Genomic DNA, 20084 nt, shown 5'->3' on the forward strand with positions numbered 1-20084 from the left:
GACTGTGCGCAAAGGCTGCTGCACAGTTGGATATCTTATTTAACATAAGATGGATTATACGAGAATCCGGTTGGGGCCAAATCAGAATGTCCGCTTCCCGGACCTATACCTCACCACCCGGCAGGTCCGCCGTCTGGTCGAGCGCTGGCGCGTGGACGGCCCGATGGGCCTGGTGCCGCATCAGCGCGGCCAGCCCGGGCACCGCCAGCTGCTGCGGCTGCAACACGAGCCAGGCCAAGGGCCGTGTCGAACGGATGAATGGCACGCTGCAGGACCGGCTGGTGAAGGAGCTGCGCCTGCGCGGCATCAGCTCGATGGCCGACGCCAACGCGTATGCGCCCGCCTTCATCGCCGATTACAACGCCCGGTTCGCCAAGGTTCCAAGCAGCGATTTCAACGCCCATCGGCCGATACATCACCATGAGGATCTACGGCGGATCTTCTGCTGGCGCGAATGGCGCAAGGTCTCGCACAGCCTGAGCCTCCAGTACGACAAGACGTTGTGCCTGCTCGAGGATCTTCCGGCCGGCAGCTGATCCATCGCTACATCGAGGTGGCCGAATATCCCGACGGTGCGATCGAGCTATGGGCGGACGACACCTCCCTGCCCTACACCACCCACGATCGCTATCCAGACATCGACCAGGCCGCGATCGTCGAGAACAAGCGGCTGGGCCATGTACTGGGGATTGCGCAGAAGGTGCAGGCGCTACGCGAAAACACTCACCATATTTAAGTCCTCCCCCCCCTGGATCTAATTTTTTCAAAATCATCCGATCGAAGAACTTGATTAATGATATTTTCAGCAGTCAAAAATTCTTCAAAAAACATCGCAATATTGGCAGAGGGACTCGATGATTGTATCCATGAATCCCGCCCCTGTCTTATTCGTGCTGGTTTGTATCGATTGTCGATGATTTGGCTCTGAGGCCGACTGGCCGCTTCTGGCCGACCGCGGACTTCGTCGCTAGATTGAATCACTGGTCTCCGAGCTAAACACGGAGGCTCCAGAAGCGCGCGAAGTAGCCAAGGGCAAGCCCCGACGCTATCGCAACAATATAGCCGAGTGTTCCCACTCCAATATTGTCTGCAACAAGAACGCAGCCGAGCACTGCGAGGGTCATTTGCCAAAGCCGTGGAAATCGAAACAGTCGCGGGTATATTTCCGGCGCCCCAATAGCACCTATAAGGGCTCCGGCCGAGCCAAGAACAACAACATTCTGAAGGGAATATCCGAACACAAATCCCCAACACAGTATGAAGATAACCGCGAACATGAACGTCCACAGCGAGACGACTAACGCGAAGTTCTTCTGGTCTACCATGTTATTCAGGGTTCGGCGTGCATTGGGGAGCGGCGGCAAGGCGGCGTGGACCAAAGACATTCACTCTGCAGTGACGCGCCCATCGCGGGTGAGCTTAAAGGCAATGTGCGGAGCAGGACAAGCGCAACGACGGGGGGTATCCGGAGCCTGGGTAAGCGTGGCAAACGGCGGCCTCGGCCGTGAAGCTGGTGGTTGCTTCCCGTGAATCTCCATCTTTGGTCCCTTCATCGAGTGGCGGCTCTTGGCCGATCTGGGACATCCACGGACGGGGTATGCTCACGGTACGCCGCCGCTAGCCCGCCGGCAGCAATCGGCCAGAAGCGGCCACTCGACTTGCCGCTCTAAATTGAACACAATCTCAAAGGTCACTGCGGTGCGATAGTGTCCGCCCCCGTGTACGACAAGCGACGAAATACATACCGGCAAAGCAGATTCTAGAAGGAACCACTGTGAGCGAGATTGACGGTCTGAAGCGACTCCGGCTTCAGGAAGAAAAGAAATTCATCAACAATGAGTTCACCGAGGCGCTCGCTCAGCAGCTAATCGACAGCCTCGTTGGCTGGGCCAATAAGAAGATTTTCGCTCCTCGTGGCGGGGAGCTGAAATTCGACATGACGATGGGCCCGCCCAACGCTGGCGTATTCGTCTCCCCAAGTCGTCCGTTCCACCCCCGCATGGAGTTCCGTACATCGCTCGTCTCCGATATCTACGCTGACGCGTTCGCATTTCCCATCGTCTGCCGCCGCCTCGCGACGGAAACTGATGTGTTGAGCAACTTCAACAGCATGGAGATGTTTCTCGATTGCCCGGTTCGTTTCACTGATCCGCTTCCGCCTTTGCATGCTTCGAATGTGAGCGACCTGTTTAGGCCCATATGCGAGGCTTTCGTCGAGCGCATCTCAGAGCAAAAGGATGAACGGCAACCTCGTCCTGACGAAGTTCGGTGCAGATTCATCATGTTTGAGTTAATGCTCGTGTGGACGTTTTTTCATGAGTTAGGGCACGTCGTGCAGGGACACCACACGTTGCGCGCGAGGACAGCTTCACGTATCCATGATGATGCCTTCTGGGAAATGGAGGAGGACTCGGTAGTTCAGAGTGATTCCGCCTCTCAAGATACTAGCAAGTCGCTCCCCTCCGACCTTCCGGCACAGGCACGAGAGCTTCTGGCCGACGCTGAGGCGACAGATCTAACGTTGAAATACCTTGTGGAGCAGCGCAGACTCAACTTCAACGTCTGGTACCTATTGCTCTGCTCCACGGGTTGCATGTTTCAGCGCTTCTATTCCAACTATCCAGAGAACTTAGACTTGTCGCCTGCGCGCCATCCTCACCCGTTAATCCGCGACGAGGCTAGCCAGGTGCTTAGTAACCATTGGGTGGCTGACTTCCTTGTTGCCAGCAAGATCATTAGGAGCCGGCAGGAAGCGGCTATGCCAATCGCGTATCTTAATGTTCGGGCCTCGCTTATGACGGGCTTATTCCGTGCTCATCGAATGGAAAAACGCGAAGGTCCCGAACGGCTTCCCTCATATATGGACCTGTCATTTCGTGACGGCGGGTCGGCGCGGCGCACGTACCTCAAGGCACTTTTACCGGAGATCGAGTGGCAGTTGCCGCTCATCTTGAAAGACCATTTAATCGAACTTCATTCTCTCGAGTACTGGCTCCAACATGTAAGAGACCTCGTTGAACCAGAGGCTCGGTAATGCTCAAGCCAGGCGTCCGTAGCCGGACGCCTGGCCCACCGGGCGCCGGCGGTTGCGGATTCACCGACTGATCGACGGCTGTGTCCGCCATGACCGGACGGACGACGTTGCTTCGAAACGGCCTAGAATAGGCGTTACCCAAGTTGAGCCCGAGGCTCTCCCCCTTTTTACTGGAACGTCAAAGGGCTGGCCCCAGGCACGAACGAGACATGCACTAATGCCGCAGGACGAGACTTCCAGACGCGGCTCTCTCCCATAGCACGTTAGAACCCATGTCTTCGAAGAAGCTGAACACATATCGAGGGCCGTTATCCGCAGCGGAAGTCGCCGCTGGAATGAACGCCGCCAATGCGAATGCTCAACGTCTCGCAGACGATGCTGAAGCGCTACTTGCTGCTGGGCGAATTCCGACTGCTGCTTCGCTTGCAGCTCTATCGATCGAAGAATCTGGAAAAGTATCGATCCTTCGGCAACTCGCCACCTCGAATTCCAAAGAAGAAGTCGCTGCCGCTTGGAAGAGTTATCGATCTCACAGTCGAAAAAACGTTAATTGGCTACTCCCTGAACTTGCAGTCAAGGGTGCACGGAAGCTAGAGGATTTTCGACCGCTTTTTGAGGAAGATGCTGAACATCCGTTCGTTCTCGACAAAGTAAAACAACTCGGGTTTTACACAGATTGCCTGGGCAATCGTCACTGGTCGGTTCCCACTAACGCGATCGATGAAGCGCTCGCTGGTAGCCTTATTCAGATCGCCAAGCTTCTTGTGGGCAAGCGCGAGATCAGCGTCAAAGAAATCGAGCTCTGGATCCACCACGTGGGTTCAGCGCCAAAGAACGACTTCTCCGCAATGAAGAGGGCTTTGGCCAGTTGGTACTCCGCCATGCAGGAAGCTGGTCTTCGGCCGCTCGGAAACAACGAGATGGAGCGCTTCATCAATGAAGGCGTGCCCTTCCCATAGGTCTGCCTCATCCATCGAGGACCCGCCTTCGACGGGACGTTTTGCGTCGAACGTTGAACGGCTGCTACTTTGGGCCGATTCTCGCGACGCCGAAGACCGCTCGCGCTGGAAGCCCTCCTGAGTCGCCCTGGCTGCCGCCATCCGGAGGCCAGCGAACTGCAGTCCGCGGGGCGGCTTGTTCAGCGGGGACCGAGTCGACTACAGCCGGCTGGCCTCGGCCCAACAGATCTCGCAGTCGATCGGGTGCTTACCGGCCAGTCTCCGCCATCGCCTATTTCGTCGGCGAGCATCTGCTGAGCAGTCGGAAACTGACATTGACCCAGGCTGGGCATTGAACCTGTGCGCTGGTGCGCGAAATGTGCCGCTGAAGGTAGGCAGTAGCTGATGATCAACCGGATCGCTCTGTCATACTTCAGTCGAGGCGCCCGCCCAAGCCCCACGAGGTCGAGATTCTCAGTGCCGTTCATGGGTACAAGCTGTGCGCCTTCTGAGGGGTTCTGAAAAGTTGCCGGTGGAGCGAATTCCCGGGGATGCGCAACCATCCCCATAACCTCCATATAATCAGCACGAGCCAACATTGTATGGAGCGAGCGTGGAACCGACGATGAAGCGGGACTGGGACCTGGTCCGGGAAATCTTGACACGCCTCGAGGGGCTGAATCCGAACCACGAGGGGTTGTCCTCAAGTCAGTTCGACGGCTATGACCCTACAATGGTCGCTTATCACTTCCAGATGCTCAACGAAGCGGGCCTGATCATTGCCAGGACCATAGGCAGTATGTCGGAGCGTTACGCGGGAGCGTTCGCCTTGCGGTTGACGTGGGATGGCCAGGAATTTCTCAGCAAGATCCGCAGCGATACGGTGTGGTCCAAGGTTAAGAAGATGATCACCGACAAGGGCATCGCTCTTGGCTTCGACGTGATCAAGGTCGCGGCGACGCACTACATCAAGTCGCAGTTCCGAGATTAGACCATAGCTCTCGGGAGTCCTGCATGCCAACTCAGATTCTGCATCTGAGCGAACTCGGAGGAGCCCAATGGGTTCTTCCCGTTTATGCGAAGGCCAATGCATGGCATAGCCAGCATGGCCAGCCCCCTCTGCCGACTGTAGTAACGCAACTCGGCTTGCATATTTCCATACGTCTGAATCTGCTCCATTGGGCCACCATCCGACTGAATGGGAACCTGAAAGCACTAAAATCTAAGGCCAGCGCTGCGAAGCTACCTCAGCACGTGTTCTTCCCTGGCAAGCCTGGCGTCGCTTTGCCGATTGATAATGAACTGAAGTACCTAGTAATCGCTGACATGCATCTGTTCATAACGGAACTGGATGCCTGCATCGACCACCTAAAGGTCTTCATGCATGAGATTCACGCGTACGTGGGCAAGCCGATCGATGATGCAATGCGGATAGCCATCATCAATGGTTGGATGCAGAAGCGCGGGATCGATCCTAGGTGGTTTGGGCGACTCGCCCATTGCAGAAACTTCGTTGCGCACAAAGGTGCCCTCTACTTGGCGTTTGATATCACGCGACCGGATTGGGACCTGCTCCTGCTCAAGGAGAACGTACAGATTCCAACACCGGCGCAGTGCTTCCGCCTGTCAGCGCTGGTCCAAATCCACAAGGACTTCGCCGCCTGCAAGCAAGCCCTCCAAGACCATCTCGTAGACCTTCTGGCCTAGCGGGCCACAGCAATAGACCCTTTCGACGCGGCAGTACGCAAGGCTAGCTCACCGCTGGATCGCTTCGATCGGGCGCGACGATTCTGCCTACTCCCCTAAACATTCGCGGCCTAAACTGTGGGCGACCTTTCAATGAGCCGCCGGACCAGCCTAAGCCCTCAGCGTCCTTAAGGACCAACTTCCTCAAACGGCCAGGAGCAGCCGCTCGACATGCTTGCCTATCTGCCACTCGCCCCTCGTTGGAGTGATGTTCTTCTTCATAAGCTTTGCTAGGCTGGCACGAGATTAGTGATGGGAAGACCGAGTGGGATATGAAATTCAGTTACTCGTTTACGATTACGCCCCCGCCCGCACCGCCAAAAAAATCACCGGAGAAGCTCATTGAGTATTCTTACAGTGAATTCCTTCTTGATCTGCCTGAGCATTGGGAGCAGATGGGCACATCCGAAGATGCCTCCCTGACTTGGCAATCTGACGTTGACGGTGCGGCAATTACTGTAAGTTGCGATTTTTACGAAGTGCCAAACGAAAAATTTTCTAAATTGGCTGAAGTATGCCTGCATGCACGGCATGAAGCCATGGAAGTGCAAGCACCAGGTCAAGTAACGGTGCTGTCCCGAAGTGTCAAGCCATACTCTGGAGGCGGCGGGCTGGAGATGAGCTACTCGGCTCAGATTCCCGGCAGCACCTATCTTTACTTGGGCTATGTAACATTGAGAAAGGTCTTCAACTTTGCTCTTACCTATGGCCCGGACAAGTTTGCCGCGGCTAACCTGTACAACCTCATCATGAAAGAACGTCTGCGCGTCAAGATTCCTTGATGTCCAAAGCCGGATGCGAATCTGTCCAAGAGCGGCCGGGAGCAGCCGCTCGGTATGCTCACCTAGATGGCACACAATTCGTCGCTAGCCCGAACATTTCAGTCGCGCCATGCAACACATGTCCTATAGGCTTCTTGAATCGCCGCTCATCTGCGCCTAACACTACCCGACATAGACGTAGCGGACTCGCCCACCGACCCACAATCGATGTTTCCGGACATCGTTTCCACGGAATTCGTTACGCCACCACACCGGACGTTCCCCGACATGGTTCTAATGGTGCCGACAGTTCCGCTGACATGGATCGAGTCACAGGCTGAAACATCAATCGAATTGATGTCCCCTTGAACTTGGATCGTGATCACTTTGCTGTGCGGCGTCATTTCCTGTCCGTCCACAAAAATTTTGCCATTATTCACCCGAATCGAAGTGCCCGAAACCGACATGCCGTTCACTGTGATGGTCGCCATTGGTGCGCTCTCTCTGGTGAGTGAGTACGGTTATCATCTCTCATTTGATGATTGTCGTCGAGCGGCGCACGCCTGTTCGATTAAGGCTCATGACTGTGGGCTCTTACGCGCAAAGACAAAAAAATAAGAGGAGCTACAACTTGCGATCTTGGGCAGAGTTCCGAGCATTCATTATCGCTAGCGGGAATTCCAGGTGGGGATTGATCGTCGCAGGAGCCGCACTCATGTTCGCAGGGCAGATCTTGCTGATCCTGACGAGTTGGTGGATCCTGGGTACAGGGGACGCACAGGAAAGGCCGTTCGAAAATCGTTCTATAGAGTTCAAACTGCTGGTTATCGTGGTTGTGATGCCGTACGTTGAAACGCTGATTGGGCAATGGGCTCCCATACGGTTGCTAGCGGGAGTGCTCCGTCAACCTTGGTGGCGCGCGTGGCTCGGTTCAACCATCGTGTTCACATGTTTGCATGGCTCTACAGATCGAAATGTCCTAAGTATTTTCCTCGGGGCAATGGTACTTGCTGGCGTGTTTGTCATAGAGGCACGGAGGCGCGGCCGACCGGTGCTATGTGCTTATCTGACCCATGCACTGGCGAACGCCATGGTGCTCTCGCTCCAACTTCTATAGTCTGCCTAGATGGAGCAGTTCGACCAGAAGCGGACGTTCAGCAAGCATCGCAAGTTTGCCAGGATCAGGGCCCGTGATCATCTCGAATGCGGGCTTGAGCAGAAGTTGACGCGCCGTTGACACTTTGTCTTGTGCCAAGGCGTCGAATGACCGCTATCGGCAAGACCGACAGACCGCTATGGGTCGTTTTGCGCCGGTCGAGCCTTCGGACAACTCCGGTGCCCGCTCACCCCACCGGGAATTGTTGCGACCAGCTCTCCCGCGGCGGAGGCGCTGCGAAGCCGATCTGCGTGCGCCCCACCCTGCCCGTCGGCCCAGCCGCTGCCGGCCAGCGACACCGCCCGATCAAAGGCCCAACGAAGCCTTCAACCCCGCACTAACCGCACGCTCGTGCCGACATTTAAATTCAGCGGGCACCACGACATCTGAGAACGCCCTAGACATTGTTGGCCGTTTTTTCTGATGTCGTACTTGAGACGAATTCAAGTGTCGCATCCCTAGGGTTCCCGATCCTGCCATGCGCATGGGCGACCGAACGCGCCGAGAGGTTGTCGATAAATGGTCGCCAGTCCGGCGACGTGTCAGGTCGACAGCGGCACGCGGAAGGCGCCGGAGGAGCTGTCGACACGAAATCGACGCGCAGCCCGACGATCCCGCCATTCTTCAGCCGGCGCAGCTTGGCCTCGGCACGGGCGGCTCGTCGCCTTCCGAGTACGGTGCCGACTGCCGCGACGCTGCGCGCGCAAGCGGTACCGCGCCAGCCAACGCGATGGCCGTCATCACAAACCGGCGGTGCGAGGGACGCCGAGGTGCACCTTGCTGTCGATCATCGCTTACTCCAGCGTGATGTTGGCCGCCTTGCCGACGCGGCTCCATTTGGCGATATCGGCCTTCTGGATCTCGGTCAGCCGCTCCGGCGCGCCACCGGCGATCTTGATGCCGAGCTTGTCAAGCTGCGCCTTGACCTCCGGGTCTTGCAGCGCGCGATTGATCTCGGCATTGAGCCGCTGCACGATGGCGGGCGGCGTGCCGGCCGGCGCGAAGATGCCCTGCCATTGCTCGGCTTCGAACCCCGGCACCCCGGCTTCGGCCATCGTCGGCACATTCGGCAGACTCGGCACGCGAGCGGCCGTGGCGACGGCGAGCGCGCGCAGCTTGCCGGCCTGCACATGCGGCAGGATCGGCGCGGTCGGCGCGAACATGAAGTCCACATGGCCCGCTATCACATCCTGGATCGCCGGCACATCGCCCTTGTAGGGCACGTGGGTCATCCGCACGTTCTCGTGCTGCTGCAGCAGCTCGGAGGACATTTGCAGGATGGTGCCGTTACCGCCCGAGGCAAAGGTCACCGCGCCGGGCTTGGCCTTCGCGGCAGCGAGCAGATCCTTGACGGTCTTGTGCGAGCTGTTGGGCCCGACAATGAGCACGCTCGGAATGGTGCCGAGCAACACCACCGGCGCGAACGACTTGACCGCGTCATACGGCAGCTTCGGGTTCAGCGCGGGATTGATCGCGTGCGAAGCGGTGGACGCGCCCAGCAACGTGTAGCCATCGGGCGCGGCGCGCGCGACGAAGGCCGAGCCGATCGCACCGGTCGCGCCGGGACGGTTCTCCACCACGATGGTCGTATGAAGGGCCTGTCCGACTTTCATCGCCACCAGGCGCGCGAGGATGTCGGTGGTACCGCCGGCCGGGTACGGCACGATGTAGTTGATGGGCTTGCCCGGCCATTCGGGTTGCGCCTGAACCGTGCCCATTGCGAGCGCTGCCGCGCCCATGCAGGCGACAACGCCGAGCTTGCGCAGCAAAACAGAGGAAAACTGGACCATCGATGTCTCCGAGAATATTTGTTCTACGTACGTGACGCGTAAAGCGTCTGCGGATTGCGCACCAGCACCTGCTCCGCCAATGCCGCGGCGCCGCACCACTCGATAAACGTGCGCAACGTGGCCGCGTCGTCGACCGGTTCGCCACCGCGGGCCTGCACCGTCGGGTGCGGCCAGTCGGAGCCCCACACCATGCGCTCGGGCGCCAGCGCGAGATACCGTGCCGCTAGCGGCTGGACGTCCGCGTAATCCGGCGCACCGGTACGCGATTCGATATACGGCCCCGACAGCTTGACCCACGCCTTGCCTGCCTCCAGCAGCGCGGCAATGGTGCGGAACGCGGGCTCCGCCTGCGCGCCCTCGAGCGGCAGGTGCCCGTAGTGGTCGAACACCATCGGCACCGGCAACGCGGCGAGCATGGCCGCCGCGTCGGGCAGCCACGCCGGCGGCAGGTTCAGTTGCACGTGCCAGCCGAGTGCCGCGATGCGGCGCGCGAGCGTGGGGATATCGGCGAGCGTCACCGGCGCGGGCAGCGTCAGATTGAAGCGAATACCGCGAATGCCCCTGCGATGCAGCCGCGCCAGCTCGGCGTCCGTGACATCGGGCCCCACCACCGCCACGCCGAGCGCCCCGGTGCCGAGTGCGGCAATGGCGTCCACCGTGATGCTGTTGTCGGTGCCGTACGTCGAAGGTGTCACCACCACCGCGCGCCGCGTGCCGAGCGCGCGCTGGACCCGCCGATAGTCGTCGACCGACGCATCCGCTGGCCGCAGCGTCGCGCCGGCCGCGACGGGATAGCGGCGATCGTAGACGTGCATATGGCAATCGCAGGCGTCGGCCAGATCGACAACGGGAGCGACGACGGGCAAGGCCTGACCGCTCATGCCACGCGTCCGCCGTGCACGGTGGCCCCACCCTCGGGCATCCCGGCACTCAGGATCGAGCCCGTGGTGGACTCGGTCATCAGCAGCGTCTTGCCATCGGCACCGCCAAAACAGAGGTTGGTCAGCGAGGCGCCCACGGGGGTGCGGATGACCTCGACCGGTTCGGCGCGATGATTCAGCACCCACACATAGCCGAGGCCGGGATTGGCCACCAGCAGATAGCCATCGGCCCGCATCGCCAGACCATCCGGGCCGCTGGGGCCGTAGGACGTGAAGAACTGGCCGACCTTGCTCACCGAGCCATCGGCCTGCAACGGCACGCGCCACACGCAATTGCCGCGCGTCATGGCCACGTACAACACTTTCTCGTCGGGCGACAACACGATGCCATTGGGGCTCGGCGCGTTCGCCAGCAGCAGGTCCAGCCGGCCGTCGGGGGACAGCCGGTACACGCGCCCGGTCGGATCCTGCAGGCCCGTCTGGCCCTGATCGGTGAAGTAGAGATTGCCGGCGCTGTCGAACGTCAGGTCGTTGACGCCGCGAAAGCGTTCCGAGTTGCGGCGTTCGAGGAACGGCGTCACCGTGCCGGTCTTCGTATCGAGACGCATCAGGCCATGGCGATAGTCCGTGATCAGGAAATCGCCGTTGGCCATCCGCTTCATGCCGTTCGGCTCGCCGTCGTATTCGGTGACCAGCTCCCAATCGCCGCGCAGCGAGACCCGAAACACGCGGCCGTAGGGAACGTCGGTCACCCATAGGTGATCGTCGGCCCAGACCGGGCCTTCGAGAAACGAGTCGACGATCGCGCCGCCGCGATTGGCGATGGACCAGGCGTTGTCGCGATCGTGCCGCCGCAACGATTCGGGTAGCCGCGTGAGTACCGTCGCATCGCGCACGGCCGGTTGCTGCAGGAAGAACATGTCGGCTCCCGTTACTGCTTTTCGATATTGGCTTTCTGCGCAACGGTCGCCCATTGCGAAGTCTCGCGCTGAATCAGCTGCGCGAACGCGGCGCTGTCGAGACTGCCCGGCTGCGAGCCCATCTGCGCGAGGAATTCCTTCATGTCCGCGGACTGCAGCGCTTTCTGGATCTCTGCCTGCAGCCGCTTGATCACCTCTTCCGGCGTGCCCTTCGGCGCGGCCAGTCCCGACCAGTTGAACAGGCCGAACGTGGGCAGCCCTGCTTCAGCGAAAGTCGGCACATTCGGGAACACCGCCACGCGCTGCTTGCCGCTGATGCCGAGCAGACGCATCTGATTGCCCTTGACCGGCGCCAGCGCGGTCGGCGTGGACACCACCAGCAGGTCGACGCTGCCACCCAGCAACCCTACGGTGGCCTCGCCCGCGCCCTTGTAGGGGACGTGCATCAGCTTGATGCCGGCAGCCTGCTGGAACGCTTCCGCCGAGAAATGCGGCGAGCTGCCGGGGCCGCCTGTGCCGAAGGTCACCTCGCCGGGATGGGCCTTGGCATACGCGATCAACGACGCCAGATCCTTGAAGCGCGAATCGGCCTTGACCGCTATCACGACCGGAGAAAACGCGAACGGCGCGATCGGCACCAACGCCGATTGGTGGTCCCAGTTGAGCTTCTTGAACACGTACGGCAGCGTCGTGTACGAGTTGTCGTTGGCCAGCAGCGTGTAGCCATCGGCTGCGGCATTGACCACCTGCATGGTGCCGATGGTGCCCGACGCACCGGGCTTGTTCTCGACCACAAAGCTCTGGCCCAGCTGTACGGTGAGCTTCTGCGCAACCTTGCGCGTCACGACGTCCACCGCGCCGCCGGGCGGATTCGGTACCACGATACGGACGGGCTTGTCGGGATAGGCAGCGAACGCGCCGGAGGTGCCGACAGACGCGCCGACAGTCACCGCGAGCATGGCGGCTACAGAGAGGATTCGTTGCAACATCGTTGTCTCCTGACACCAGCGACGGGGTCCCGCGCATGGCACGGAATCCGTCGTGATGCCTGTTTCTATTGGTCTGACTCAGACCGCCGCAGCGGTGTCCTGCAGGACGGCCAACACGTTCTTCGCCGCGCCCAGTCCCATGTTTACGTAGGCCGCATCGCTCACGCCGCCGATATGCGGCGACAGGATGAGGTTCGGGATTTGCTGGAACGGATGCGGTACGGTCATCGGCTCCACGGCAAAGCTGTCCAGCCCGGCCGCGTAGAGCTTGCCGCCGGTCAGCGCGTCGGCGAGTGCCGGCTCGTCGATCAGGCCGCCGCGAGCGGTGTTGACCAGAATCGCGCCGTCCTTGAACTGCGCCAGGGTCTCGCGGTTCAGCATGCCGCGGTTCTCTTCCGTCAGCGGGCAATGCAGCGAGACCACGTCGGACTCGCGATAGAGCTGCGGCAGGTTGTCCACCAGCGTCACGCCCACCGGCACCACCTTGGCGTACGGGTCGAACGCCACGACGTTCATCCCCATCGCCACACCGATCACTGCCGCGCGACGGCCGATTTCGCCAAGACCCACGACGCCCAGCGTACGACCGTTGAGTTCGATGGTCTTGTGGATCGACTTGTCCCAGTGCCCCGCGTGCATGCGATCGTTCAGGTGCGGCACCGCCTTGGCGCAGGCGAGGATCAGCGCCCACGCGTGCTCGGCGACTGCCGCGGCATTCGCGCCCACCGCGGCTTTCACCGCAATGCCGCGTTCCGCGGCCGCCTTCTGGTCGATCACGTCGATACCGCTGCCGTGCTTGGAGATGACCTTCAGCGACGGCGCGGCGTCCATCACGGCCACGCCCACCTTGCCGTACCGCACGATGATCGCAACCGGGTCCTTCTCTTTTGCCAGCGCGATGACCGCCTCTTCCGGGCACTGCTTACCCGCGAAGACCACCTCGAAGTCCTGCAGCAGTGCGAGCGCCTGCGGCGCCAGGTCATTGCCCGTGACCAGCAAAGCGGGTTTCTTCACGCTGCTCACAGCGACTCCCCCTCGGCCAGCACGCCAGCGGTACGCAGTTCCTTGTCGAGCCAGCCCGGACGCAGCTCGCCGGCCTTGATGGCAGCGATACGCTTGGCTTCGGCATCCACCTTCTTCTGCGCAAGCTCGAGGATGACGGGCACGTCTTCGCGCGGGATCACCACCACGCCGTCGGCATCGCCCACGACCAGGTCGCCCGGGTTCACGGCCACGCCCGCCACGGAGGCCGGCCAGTTCACCAGACCGCCGATGGCCTTGGTGGGACCGCACGGATTGGTACCCGCGGAGAACACCGGGAACCGACCGTGGCCGAGTTCATGCGAATCGCGCACGGCGGCGTCGATCACGAAGCCCGCGACGCCGGAAGCCTGCGCCTGCGTCGCCATGATCTCGCCGATCAGCGCCGCGGTCTGGTCACCCTTGCCATCCACCACGATGACGTCGCCCGGCCTGGCGATCGCCAGTGCCACGTGAACCATGAGGTTGTCGCCCGGACGGACTTCGACGGTCAGTGCCGGCCCGCACACCTTCATCGTGGGCGACAGACCTTGCACGCGCGCGTTGAGCGTACCGCGACGGCCAACCACGTCGGCCAGGATCGCGGCCTGGAACTTCGAGGCACGCTCCACCAGCTCGGGGGAAACGCGCTCATATTCGCGACGGATCGCGGGGGATGCCTTGGCCTGGGTGCTCATGTACAACTCCTATGATGTAACGGACTAACGTCAAACTTACTTTGTGGAAGCGATCTTCCACAGGCTCTCGAACTTGCCGCGCTGCGTGACCATGTGCTGGGTCCACGCCGCGCCGGACAGATAGGAAATGCCGCGCGCCTCGTTGACGGCGCGCGTCAGAAACTCGGGATCTTTCACAGTCGCTTCGATCGCGCTTTGCAGGCGGCTGGCGATCTCCGGCGGCAGACCTCGCGGCGCGGCGAAACCACGCTCCGAAGAGACGGTGATATCGAGCTTCTGCTCGCGCGCGGTCGGCACATCGGCCACCACGCCCTGACGACGCTCGGTGCCCAGTTGCGCCAGCACCTTCACGTCCCTGGACGCGCGGTCGGCTTCCGTGAATTCGGTGGTGCTCATCGCCATCACGTCGATGTGATGGCCAAGCAGGCTGGTCTTGGTCTGCGACGTGCCCGAGAACGGCACGTGATTGACCTTGGCGCCGGTCGCCTGCTGCAGCGCCAGTGCAGCCATATGGCCGTTGGTGCCGATGCCATTGCTGCCCATCGACAGGCCTTCGGGATTTGCCTTCAGCTGCCGGACCAGATCGGCCATGGAGCCGAGCTTGCTGTCGCCGGCGACGACGAACATGGTCGGATCGTCGATCACGCGCGCCAGCGGCACGATCGTGGCGGGGTCGTACTTGGGCTTGCGCTGGATGGGAATCGTCAGGAACGAGGGCGTCGAGATGATGCCGATCGTGTAGCCGTCCGGTGCCGCGCGCGACAGCGACACATATGCGATCTCGCCGGACGCGCCGGGCTTGTTCACCACGACGATCCGCGCCTTGCCGCCCAGATGCTTCTGCAGATACGGGGCCATGGCACGCGCCAGCAGATCCGTGCCGCCGCCGGCGGCGAAGCCGACATACACCTCGATCGGCCGGTCGTCCGGCCATGCGGCGTGCGCCGACGTACCGGTCAGGATCAAAGCCGCAACGACGAGAGCGCGGGTTCGGATAGCACGCATTGGATGGTCTCCGTTCGCTTGGTTGTACTGTGTACAACTGCGTTTCATTTAGTATGGAAGGCATAATAGTCGCTCCCCGCCATCCGTCCATTAGGCGTTTACCCAAGTACGCTTCAAAATGGCGTTGTACCTAGTACAATTCGACAAACACTGCGTCGGGGAAGACATGAGCAATCACGGGGTAACGGCGGTTGAACGGGCACTCAGCCTGCTGGACTGTTTTCGGTTGGGATCCGAAGTGCTGACCCTTGCGCAGCTCTCCACCGCCTCGGGCATGCACAAGACCACGGTGTTTCGTCTGCTCAATTCGCTCGAACGCATGAGCTACGTGGTCCGCACGGCCGATGGCCGCTACGCGCTCGGCCCGCGCCTGCTCTACCTCGGCAAGCTCTACGAGCAATCGTTCCAGCTCGGCACCGTCATCGAACCGGTGCTGCAGGAGCTTGCGCTGGCAACGCGCGAGAGTGCGTCGTACTACGTGCTGCATGGTGACGAGCAGCGCATGTGTCTCTATCGCGCCGAACCCAGCGAAGGCCTGCGCGAGACCCGGCTCCCCGGCACGATCCTGCCGCTCGACGACACGGCGATCGCGTCGGTGCTCAAGTACTGGGGCAAGGGGGACGCATCGGTCAAACGGGAAGAACCGTTGCCCTGGTTCACCTCTGGCGTCCGCGACGTTTACACAGCAGCATTTGCCACCCCGCTCTTCGGCGCGGGCGACAAATTCCTCGCTGCGCTCACGCTCTCGGGCCCGGCCTCGCGTCTTCAGGCCGCCGAGTCCTCGGAGATCGCACGCGTTCAGCTCGTCGCCGCAACGAAGCTCTCGCGCCTGCTCGGCGCCAGTGCGGCGTGGTGCGAGAAGATCTACGCGACCCACCCACCCTCGCCCTCCGCGCGCGCCTGACCGTTTCACCTGTCGAAACGCTGCAAGGAACCGTCGCCGTCCGCCATAGAATTGCCCGCGACAACAACCGCCGGCGATGACCGGCCCGGAGACAATTCATGCGCAACGCCCTATTCGTTCGTCTTGCCGTTCGCCCTACGCTTGGCTGCCTCGCCGCCCTGCTTGGCACATACGCGATGGCGCAGCCTGGCGCCTATCCGAACAAGCCCGTCAAGATGGTTGTGCCGTTTGCCGCGGGCGGCCCCGCCGACGTCGTCGCGCGTGAAGTGGGCGTGGCGCTCGGCAAGGAGCTCGGTCAGTCTTTCGTCGTGGACAACCTCGGTGGCGGCGCTGGCCTGCCGGCGATGAATGCCGTGAGCCGCGCCAATCCCGATGGCTACACGCTGCTGTTCGCGGCATCGGGCAATATCGTGATTCAGCCGCTGCTGACGAAGAGCGTTGCCGATGCGGCAAAGAATCTGATGCCCGTGGGCATGGTCACCACGAGCCCGCACGTGCTGGTGGTCAGCGCCAAGCTCCCCGTGCACAACGCGCAGGAACTGATTGCCTATGCGAAGGCGAATCCGGGCAAGGTGAATTTCGGTTCCGCCGGTGTCGGCGGCCTCGCGCACCTGGGCATGGAGCAGTTCAAGGCTACCGCGAAGATCGATATCAACCACGTGCCATACAAGGGCACCTCGCTGGTCGTGAACGATCTCGTATCCGGCGAGATTCAAGGTCTGTTCAGCAGCTTTCCCTCGCTGAAGGGGATGATCGACAAAGGTGCGATTCGCGCGATCGGCCTGACCGCGCCGTCCACATCGCCCAGCCTGAGCAAGATTCCCGTGATTTCGGCATCTGGCTTGCCGGGCTTTCAATACACGACCTGGTACGGCATATACGCAACGTCGGGCACGCCGGCCGACGTCGTCGCGCGCCTCAATGCCGCGCTGGTGAAGATCGGCAACGACAAGGGCCTGCGCGAGCGTCTGGATGTGCAGGGCGTGGACCTCCATGTCACCTCGGCCGACGAGCTTGGCAAACAGGCGCGTCAGGAAGCCGTACAGTGGGACCGTGTCATCCGCAGTGCCAATATCACGCTGAACTGACCATGATCATCGATTGTCACGGGCACTACACCACGGCCCCCAAAGCGCTCGACAACTATCGCGCCAGACAGACCGCCAGGCTGCTCGAGCCCGGCGCACCGGCGCTGGCACCGGATTTTCATATCGGCGACGACGAGATTCGCGACAGTCTCGAACGCAACCAGCTGCGCCTGCAGCGGGAACGCGGCGTCGATATGACCATCCTGTCGCCCAAGGCGAGTGCCATGGCGCACCATGTGGGCAATCCGACCACGAGCCTGCACTGGGCGCAGGCCTGCAACGATCTGATTCATCGCGTGGCAACGCTGTATCCGCGGCAATTCACCGCCGTCTGTCAGTTGCCGCAATCGCCCGGGCACGGTCTCGAGGCCTGCGTCGCGGAGCTCGAGCGATGCGTCAGCACGCTAGGATTCATCGGCTGCAACCTCAACCCGGATCCGTCGGACGGGCATTGGAGCGGCCCCCCGCTCACCGATCGCTACTGGTACCCGCTGTACGAAAAAATGGTCGAGCTCGACGTGCCGGCCATGATTCATGTGAGTTGCTCGTGCAATCCGAACTTCCATCACACCGGTGCGCACTACCTCAATGCCGATACGGCGGCGTTCATGCAGCTTCTGCTGTCGGACGTATTCGTGGACTTTCCCACGCTGCGCCTGATCATTCCGCATGGCGGCGGCGCAGTGCCGTATCACTGGGGACGTTATCGCGGACTGGCGCAGCAGATGGGGCGGCCACCGTTGAGTCAGCTCATGCGCAACGTCTACTTCGATACCTGCGTCTACCATCAGCCCGGCATCGACCTGTTGCTGAAGGTCGTGGCGCCGGAGAACATCCTGTTTGCCTCCGAGGCGTTCGGTGCCGTCCAGGGCGTAGATCCCGAAACGGGATTCAACTTCGACGACACACGGCGGTATATCGACGCCGCGGCGGAGCTGCCGGACGCCGCGCGCGAGCAGATTTATTTTCGCAACGCGCTTCGCGTGTATCCGCGCCTGAGCACCTGGGCCAGGCAATTTGCGGCCGCTTCCGCCTGAGGCCGTTGCAAGCGAAGGCGCGATGGAACGCAGCAACCGAACCCCCGAAACGTCGGCACCGGGCACCGTCCAGGCGGTCACACGCGCGCTCTCGTTGCTGACATGTTTCTGGGGGGACGAGGTGTACGTGCCGTTGCATGTGCTGGCGAAACGATCGGGTATGCCAAAACCCACCACGCTCCGGCTGGCGCGAACGCTGGCGGCATCGCGGTTCCTCGTGCAGCGCGAAGACGGCGCATGGCGCCTCGGCCCAGCCGCGGCACTGATCGGCTCCCGCTACCAGGCACAGTTCGACGCGCATGCCGTGATCGAGCCCGTGCTGCAGGAGCTCGCGACAGCGTCGGGCGAGAGCGCGTCATTCTTCATTTATGAAGAAGACATTCGCTCCTGCCTCATGCGTTGCGAAGGACCGCAGGGACTGCGCCGTCATGTGCGGCTTGGAGAGCTGCTGCCGCTCGACCGGGGGTCGGCCGGCAAGGTCATTCTGGCCGCGCTGGGGCGCCCGGGCGTGGTGTACGAGAACATTCGCGAGCGCGGGTTCTGCGTGACGCGCGGCGAGCGCAGTCCGGACGCCGCCAGCATATCCGCAGCGGTGACGGGTGCCAGAGGCACCGTACTCGGATCCGTCAGTATTTCCGGTCCCGCCCTGCGGCTGACGACGGCGCGTTTGCAGAAGTTCTCGCCACACGTCGTCCGCGCGGCGGCGAAGCTCAGTTATTCTCTGAGCGGCATGCCCGCCGCGTCGATCAGGTCGACGTGGCATCCGGCATAGCGCCCGCCCAGAAGATCTGGTGGCCCGCCACATCGATCGGATGATGGCGCAGCAGCGATAGCCGGCCATCTGCGGCCACGCGGAACACGCTCAATCCGGCCGGACAGGATTCGATGCCGTGCCCGACGCGGCGCGCGCTGGGCTGGCGTATCGCTGCCACCAGCAAATGACCGCCGTGGGCCAGGTCGATGCAGCGCGCATGCAAACCGGCGAGCGGTGCATGCTGCAACAACTGCGGCGCGCCGGTCTCGATGTCCAGACGGAAGACCGCGATGCTGTTTTCCGCGCCGGCCCAGACGAACTGGTCGCCGTCCGGCACGACGGCATGCGAGCGATTCACGGCATAGGCGAAACGTCCGCTTGGATGCATCGCCAGCGCACCGCCGAGTTGCGGGCGCACCAGCGACTCCGGGCGTTCCAGCAACGTGACGGTCCCCCGCAGTTCCGGCGCGATGCCGTCCGGGCGAAGCCGGAACCACGCGAGCCCATTCTGTCGCTCCAGCACGGCATATAGCCACGGCGCGGTGGGATGGAAGCCGCAGTTGCGCGGTCCGAAGCCCAGTCCGCCGCGCGGTGCCACCACCTGCACGAGTGTCGCGTCCCGAGGCTGCGAACGCGAAACGCGGAGCACGCGCAACGAGCCCGGATTCTCGGGACGGTCCGCGGTGGCGTCGTCCCCGCGGCAGGTCAGCAGCATGGCGTCCATGCCGGGCATGGGCAAGACCTGATGCGGAAACCAGCCGACGAGGTCCTGTCCCTCCGCAGCCGCCACAAATTCGCTGACCCTACCGGCGTCGTCGAGCGCATGCACCGTGACAGCCGCCGGGAGGTTGTATGCGACAAGCAGCTGATGCCCGGCCCGATCGAGCGCGACGTGAATGGGTCGATAGCGCAACGCGACGGACTCTCCCACCAGGCGCATGGCGGCATCGCGCACGGCAACCGTCATCAGCCAGTGCGTATCGCCGCGACTCGCCACGCCGCCGTTGCTGCAGACCACGTAGAGCAGACCGCGCGCCGCATCGGCGCACGCGTACTGGATATTGCAGGGCATGTCGAGGCTGTCGACTTCCCGCATTGCACCATCGGGCGCCAGATCCAGCCGGCACAACCTGTTGCCAAGCGACAAGAAAAACTGCTGCACCACGGTTCGCTCCGTTTGCTGAATGAGACTGACGCCGATGATCCACGACCGCTTGCCGCATGCCAAGCCATTACGCACAACATAACGCCAGCGACCGTTACGCACCGCGTAACGCATTGCGAGCCACGCCGGTCGGCGTTTCAATGCCGGATCGGACCCACCGACATAACTAAAAAAGACAGGAGACACGTTGACCAAGCC

At 61.8% G+C, this 20084-nt stretch carries 20 protein-coding genes and 1 pseudogene; 11 read left to right on the plus strand and 10 right to left on the minus strand.

Annotation, left to right across the window (positions count from 1 at the left end; genetic code table 11):
- Nucleotides 1-103: 103 nt before the first annotated feature.
- Entirely contained in the window at nucleotides 104-265 is a 162-nt protein-coding gene (locus tag FOB72_RS32235; protein ID WP_191002458.1) for a hypothetical protein, read from the minus strand.
- Here FOB72_RS32235 and FOB72_RS32995 point away from each other — a divergent pair.
- The 6 genes and pseudogenes from FOB72_RS32995 to FOB72_RS19725 all read left to right on the plus strand — a co-directional run.
- Nucleotides 225-736: pseudogene (locus tag FOB72_RS32995) on the plus strand (ISNCY family transposase); the annotation flags it as partial. The gene FOB72_RS32235 and the pseudogene FOB72_RS32995 overlap by 41 nt on opposite strands.
- A 1038-nt stretch (nucleotides 737-1774) precedes the next feature.
- The gene (locus FOB72_RS19700; protein WP_150374428.1) at nucleotides 1775-3034 is read left to right on the plus strand and encodes a hypothetical protein; all 1260 of its coding nucleotides are present in this window, start codon (nucleotides 1775-1777) and stop codon (nucleotides 3032-3034) included.
- Between the two features lie 272 nt (nucleotides 3035-3306).
- Nucleotides 3307-3993, plus strand: a complete 687-nt coding sequence (locus FOB72_RS19705) for an AbiV family abortive infection protein (RefSeq protein WP_150374429.1) — start codon at nucleotides 3307-3309, stop codon at nucleotides 3991-3993.
- Between the two features lie 592 nt (nucleotides 3994-4585).
- Entirely contained in the window at nucleotides 4586-4963 is a 378-nt protein-coding gene (locus tag FOB72_RS19710; RefSeq protein ID WP_223851703.1) for a DUF2513 domain-containing protein, read from the plus strand.
- A gap of 23 nt (nucleotides 4964-4986) precedes the next feature.
- On the plus strand, nucleotides 4987-5679 hold the full coding sequence (locus FOB72_RS19715) for a hypothetical protein (protein ID WP_150374430.1): 693 nt from the start codon (nucleotides 4987-4989) through the stop codon (nucleotides 5677-5679).
- A 311-nt stretch (nucleotides 5680-5990) separates the two neighbouring features.
- Complete coding sequence (locus FOB72_RS19725) at nucleotides 5991-6500, plus strand: hypothetical protein (RefSeq protein WP_150374431.1); 510 nt, start codon at nucleotides 5991-5993, stop codon at nucleotides 6498-6500.
- Nucleotides 6501-6646: 146 nt separating this feature from the next.
- Here the strand turns inward: FOB72_RS19725 and FOB72_RS32640 are convergent, their stop codons facing one another.
- Entirely contained in the window at nucleotides 6647-6970 is a 324-nt protein-coding gene (locus FOB72_RS32640; RefSeq protein ID WP_150374432.1) for a hypothetical protein, read from the minus strand.
- A gap of 224 nt (nucleotides 6971-7194) precedes the next feature.
- Between FOB72_RS32640 and FOB72_RS19735 the strand changes: the two genes are divergently transcribed.
- A complete protein-coding gene (locus FOB72_RS19735) occupies nucleotides 7195-7596 on the plus strand; it encodes a type II CAAX prenyl endopeptidase Rce1 family protein (RefSeq protein ID WP_150374433.1) in 402 nt (133 codons plus the stop codon).
- A gap of 833 nt (nucleotides 7597-8429) precedes the next feature.
- On the opposite strand, the gene FOB72_RS19740 is transcribed toward FOB72_RS19735, so the two are convergent.
- The 7 genes from FOB72_RS19740 to FOB72_RS19770 all read right to left on the minus strand — a co-directional run bounded on the left by FOB72_RS19740 (nucleotide 8430) and on the right by FOB72_RS19770 (nucleotide 14938).
- Nucleotides 8430-9425: a Bug family tripartite tricarboxylate transporter substrate binding protein gene (locus FOB72_RS19740; protein ID WP_150374434.1), complete on the minus strand. Its 996-nt coding sequence runs from the start codon at nucleotides 9423-9425 to the stop codon at nucleotides 8430-8432.
- Nucleotides 9426-9448: 23 nt separating this feature from the next.
- The gene (locus tag FOB72_RS19745; protein ID WP_223851704.1) at nucleotides 9449-10306 is read right to left on the minus strand and encodes an amidohydrolase family protein; all 858 of its coding nucleotides are present in this window, start codon (nucleotides 10304-10306) and stop codon (nucleotides 9449-9451) included.
- Nucleotides 10303-11226: an SMP-30/gluconolactonase/LRE family protein gene (locus FOB72_RS19750; protein ID WP_150374435.1), complete on the minus strand. Its 924-nt coding sequence runs from the start codon at nucleotides 11224-11226 to the stop codon at nucleotides 10303-10305. Before FOB72_RS19750 ends, FOB72_RS19745 begins: the two co-directional genes overlap by 4 nt.
- An 11-nt stretch (nucleotides 11227-11237) precedes the next feature.
- Nucleotides 11238-12185 (minus strand): Bug family tripartite tricarboxylate transporter substrate binding protein, encoded by a 948-nt coding sequence (locus FOB72_RS19755; RefSeq protein ID WP_150377273.1) that lies wholly within the window; start codon nucleotides 12183-12185, stop codon nucleotides 11238-11240.
- A gap of 108 nt (nucleotides 12186-12293) precedes the next feature.
- Nucleotides 12294-13238: a hydroxyacid dehydrogenase gene (locus FOB72_RS19760; protein WP_150374436.1), complete on the minus strand. Its 945-nt coding sequence runs from the start codon at nucleotides 13236-13238 to the stop codon at nucleotides 12294-12296.
- Nucleotides 13235-13933: an RraA family protein gene (locus FOB72_RS19765; protein WP_150374437.1), complete on the minus strand. Its 699-nt coding sequence runs from the start codon at nucleotides 13931-13933 to the stop codon at nucleotides 13235-13237. Before FOB72_RS19765 ends, FOB72_RS19760 begins: the two co-directional genes overlap by 4 nt.
- Before the next feature lie 36 nt (nucleotides 13934-13969).
- Nucleotides 13970-14938, minus strand: coding sequence for a tripartite tricarboxylate transporter substrate binding protein (locus tag FOB72_RS19770; protein ID WP_150374438.1), 969 nt, complete (start codon nucleotides 14936-14938; stop codon nucleotides 13970-13972).
- A gap of 166 nt (nucleotides 14939-15104) precedes the next feature.
- Here FOB72_RS19770 and FOB72_RS19775 point away from each other — a divergent pair, with 166 nt between their 5' ends.
- The 4 genes from FOB72_RS19775 (at nucleotide 15105) to FOB72_RS19790 (ending at nucleotide 18739) form a co-directional block, all read left to right on the plus strand.
- Nucleotides 15105-15842 (plus strand): IclR family transcriptional regulator, encoded by a 738-nt coding sequence (locus FOB72_RS19775; RefSeq protein ID WP_150374439.1) that lies wholly within the window; start codon nucleotides 15105-15107, stop codon nucleotides 15840-15842.
- 98 nt (nucleotides 15843-15940) lie between these two features.
- Complete coding sequence (locus tag FOB72_RS19780; protein ID WP_223851705.1) at nucleotides 15941-16930, plus strand: Bug family tripartite tricarboxylate transporter substrate binding protein; 990 nt, start codon at nucleotides 15941-15943, stop codon at nucleotides 16928-16930.
- Nucleotides 16931-16932: 2 nt separating this feature from the next.
- Nucleotides 16933-17967, plus strand: a complete 1035-nt coding sequence (locus tag FOB72_RS19785) for an amidohydrolase family protein (RefSeq protein ID WP_150374440.1) — start codon at nucleotides 16933-16935, stop codon at nucleotides 17965-17967.
- Between the two features lie 22 nt (nucleotides 17968-17989).
- A complete protein-coding gene (locus FOB72_RS19790; RefSeq protein ID WP_150374441.1) occupies nucleotides 17990-18739 on the plus strand; it encodes an IclR family transcriptional regulator in 750 nt (249 codons plus the stop codon).
- On the opposite strand, the gene FOB72_RS19795 is transcribed toward FOB72_RS19790, so the two are convergent.
- Nucleotides 18714-20072, minus strand: a complete 1359-nt coding sequence (locus FOB72_RS19795; RefSeq protein ID WP_223851839.1) for a lactonase family protein — start codon at nucleotides 20070-20072, stop codon at nucleotides 18714-18716. The two genes, FOB72_RS19790 and FOB72_RS19795, sit on opposite strands and share 26 nt — an antisense overlap.
- Between the last annotated feature and the right edge of the window lie 12 nt (nucleotides 20073-20084).

Source organism: Cupriavidus pauculus, from assembly GCF_008693385.1.
Classification (GTDB): Bacteria; Pseudomonadota; Gammaproteobacteria; order Burkholderiales; family Burkholderiaceae; genus Cupriavidus; species Cupriavidus pauculus_D.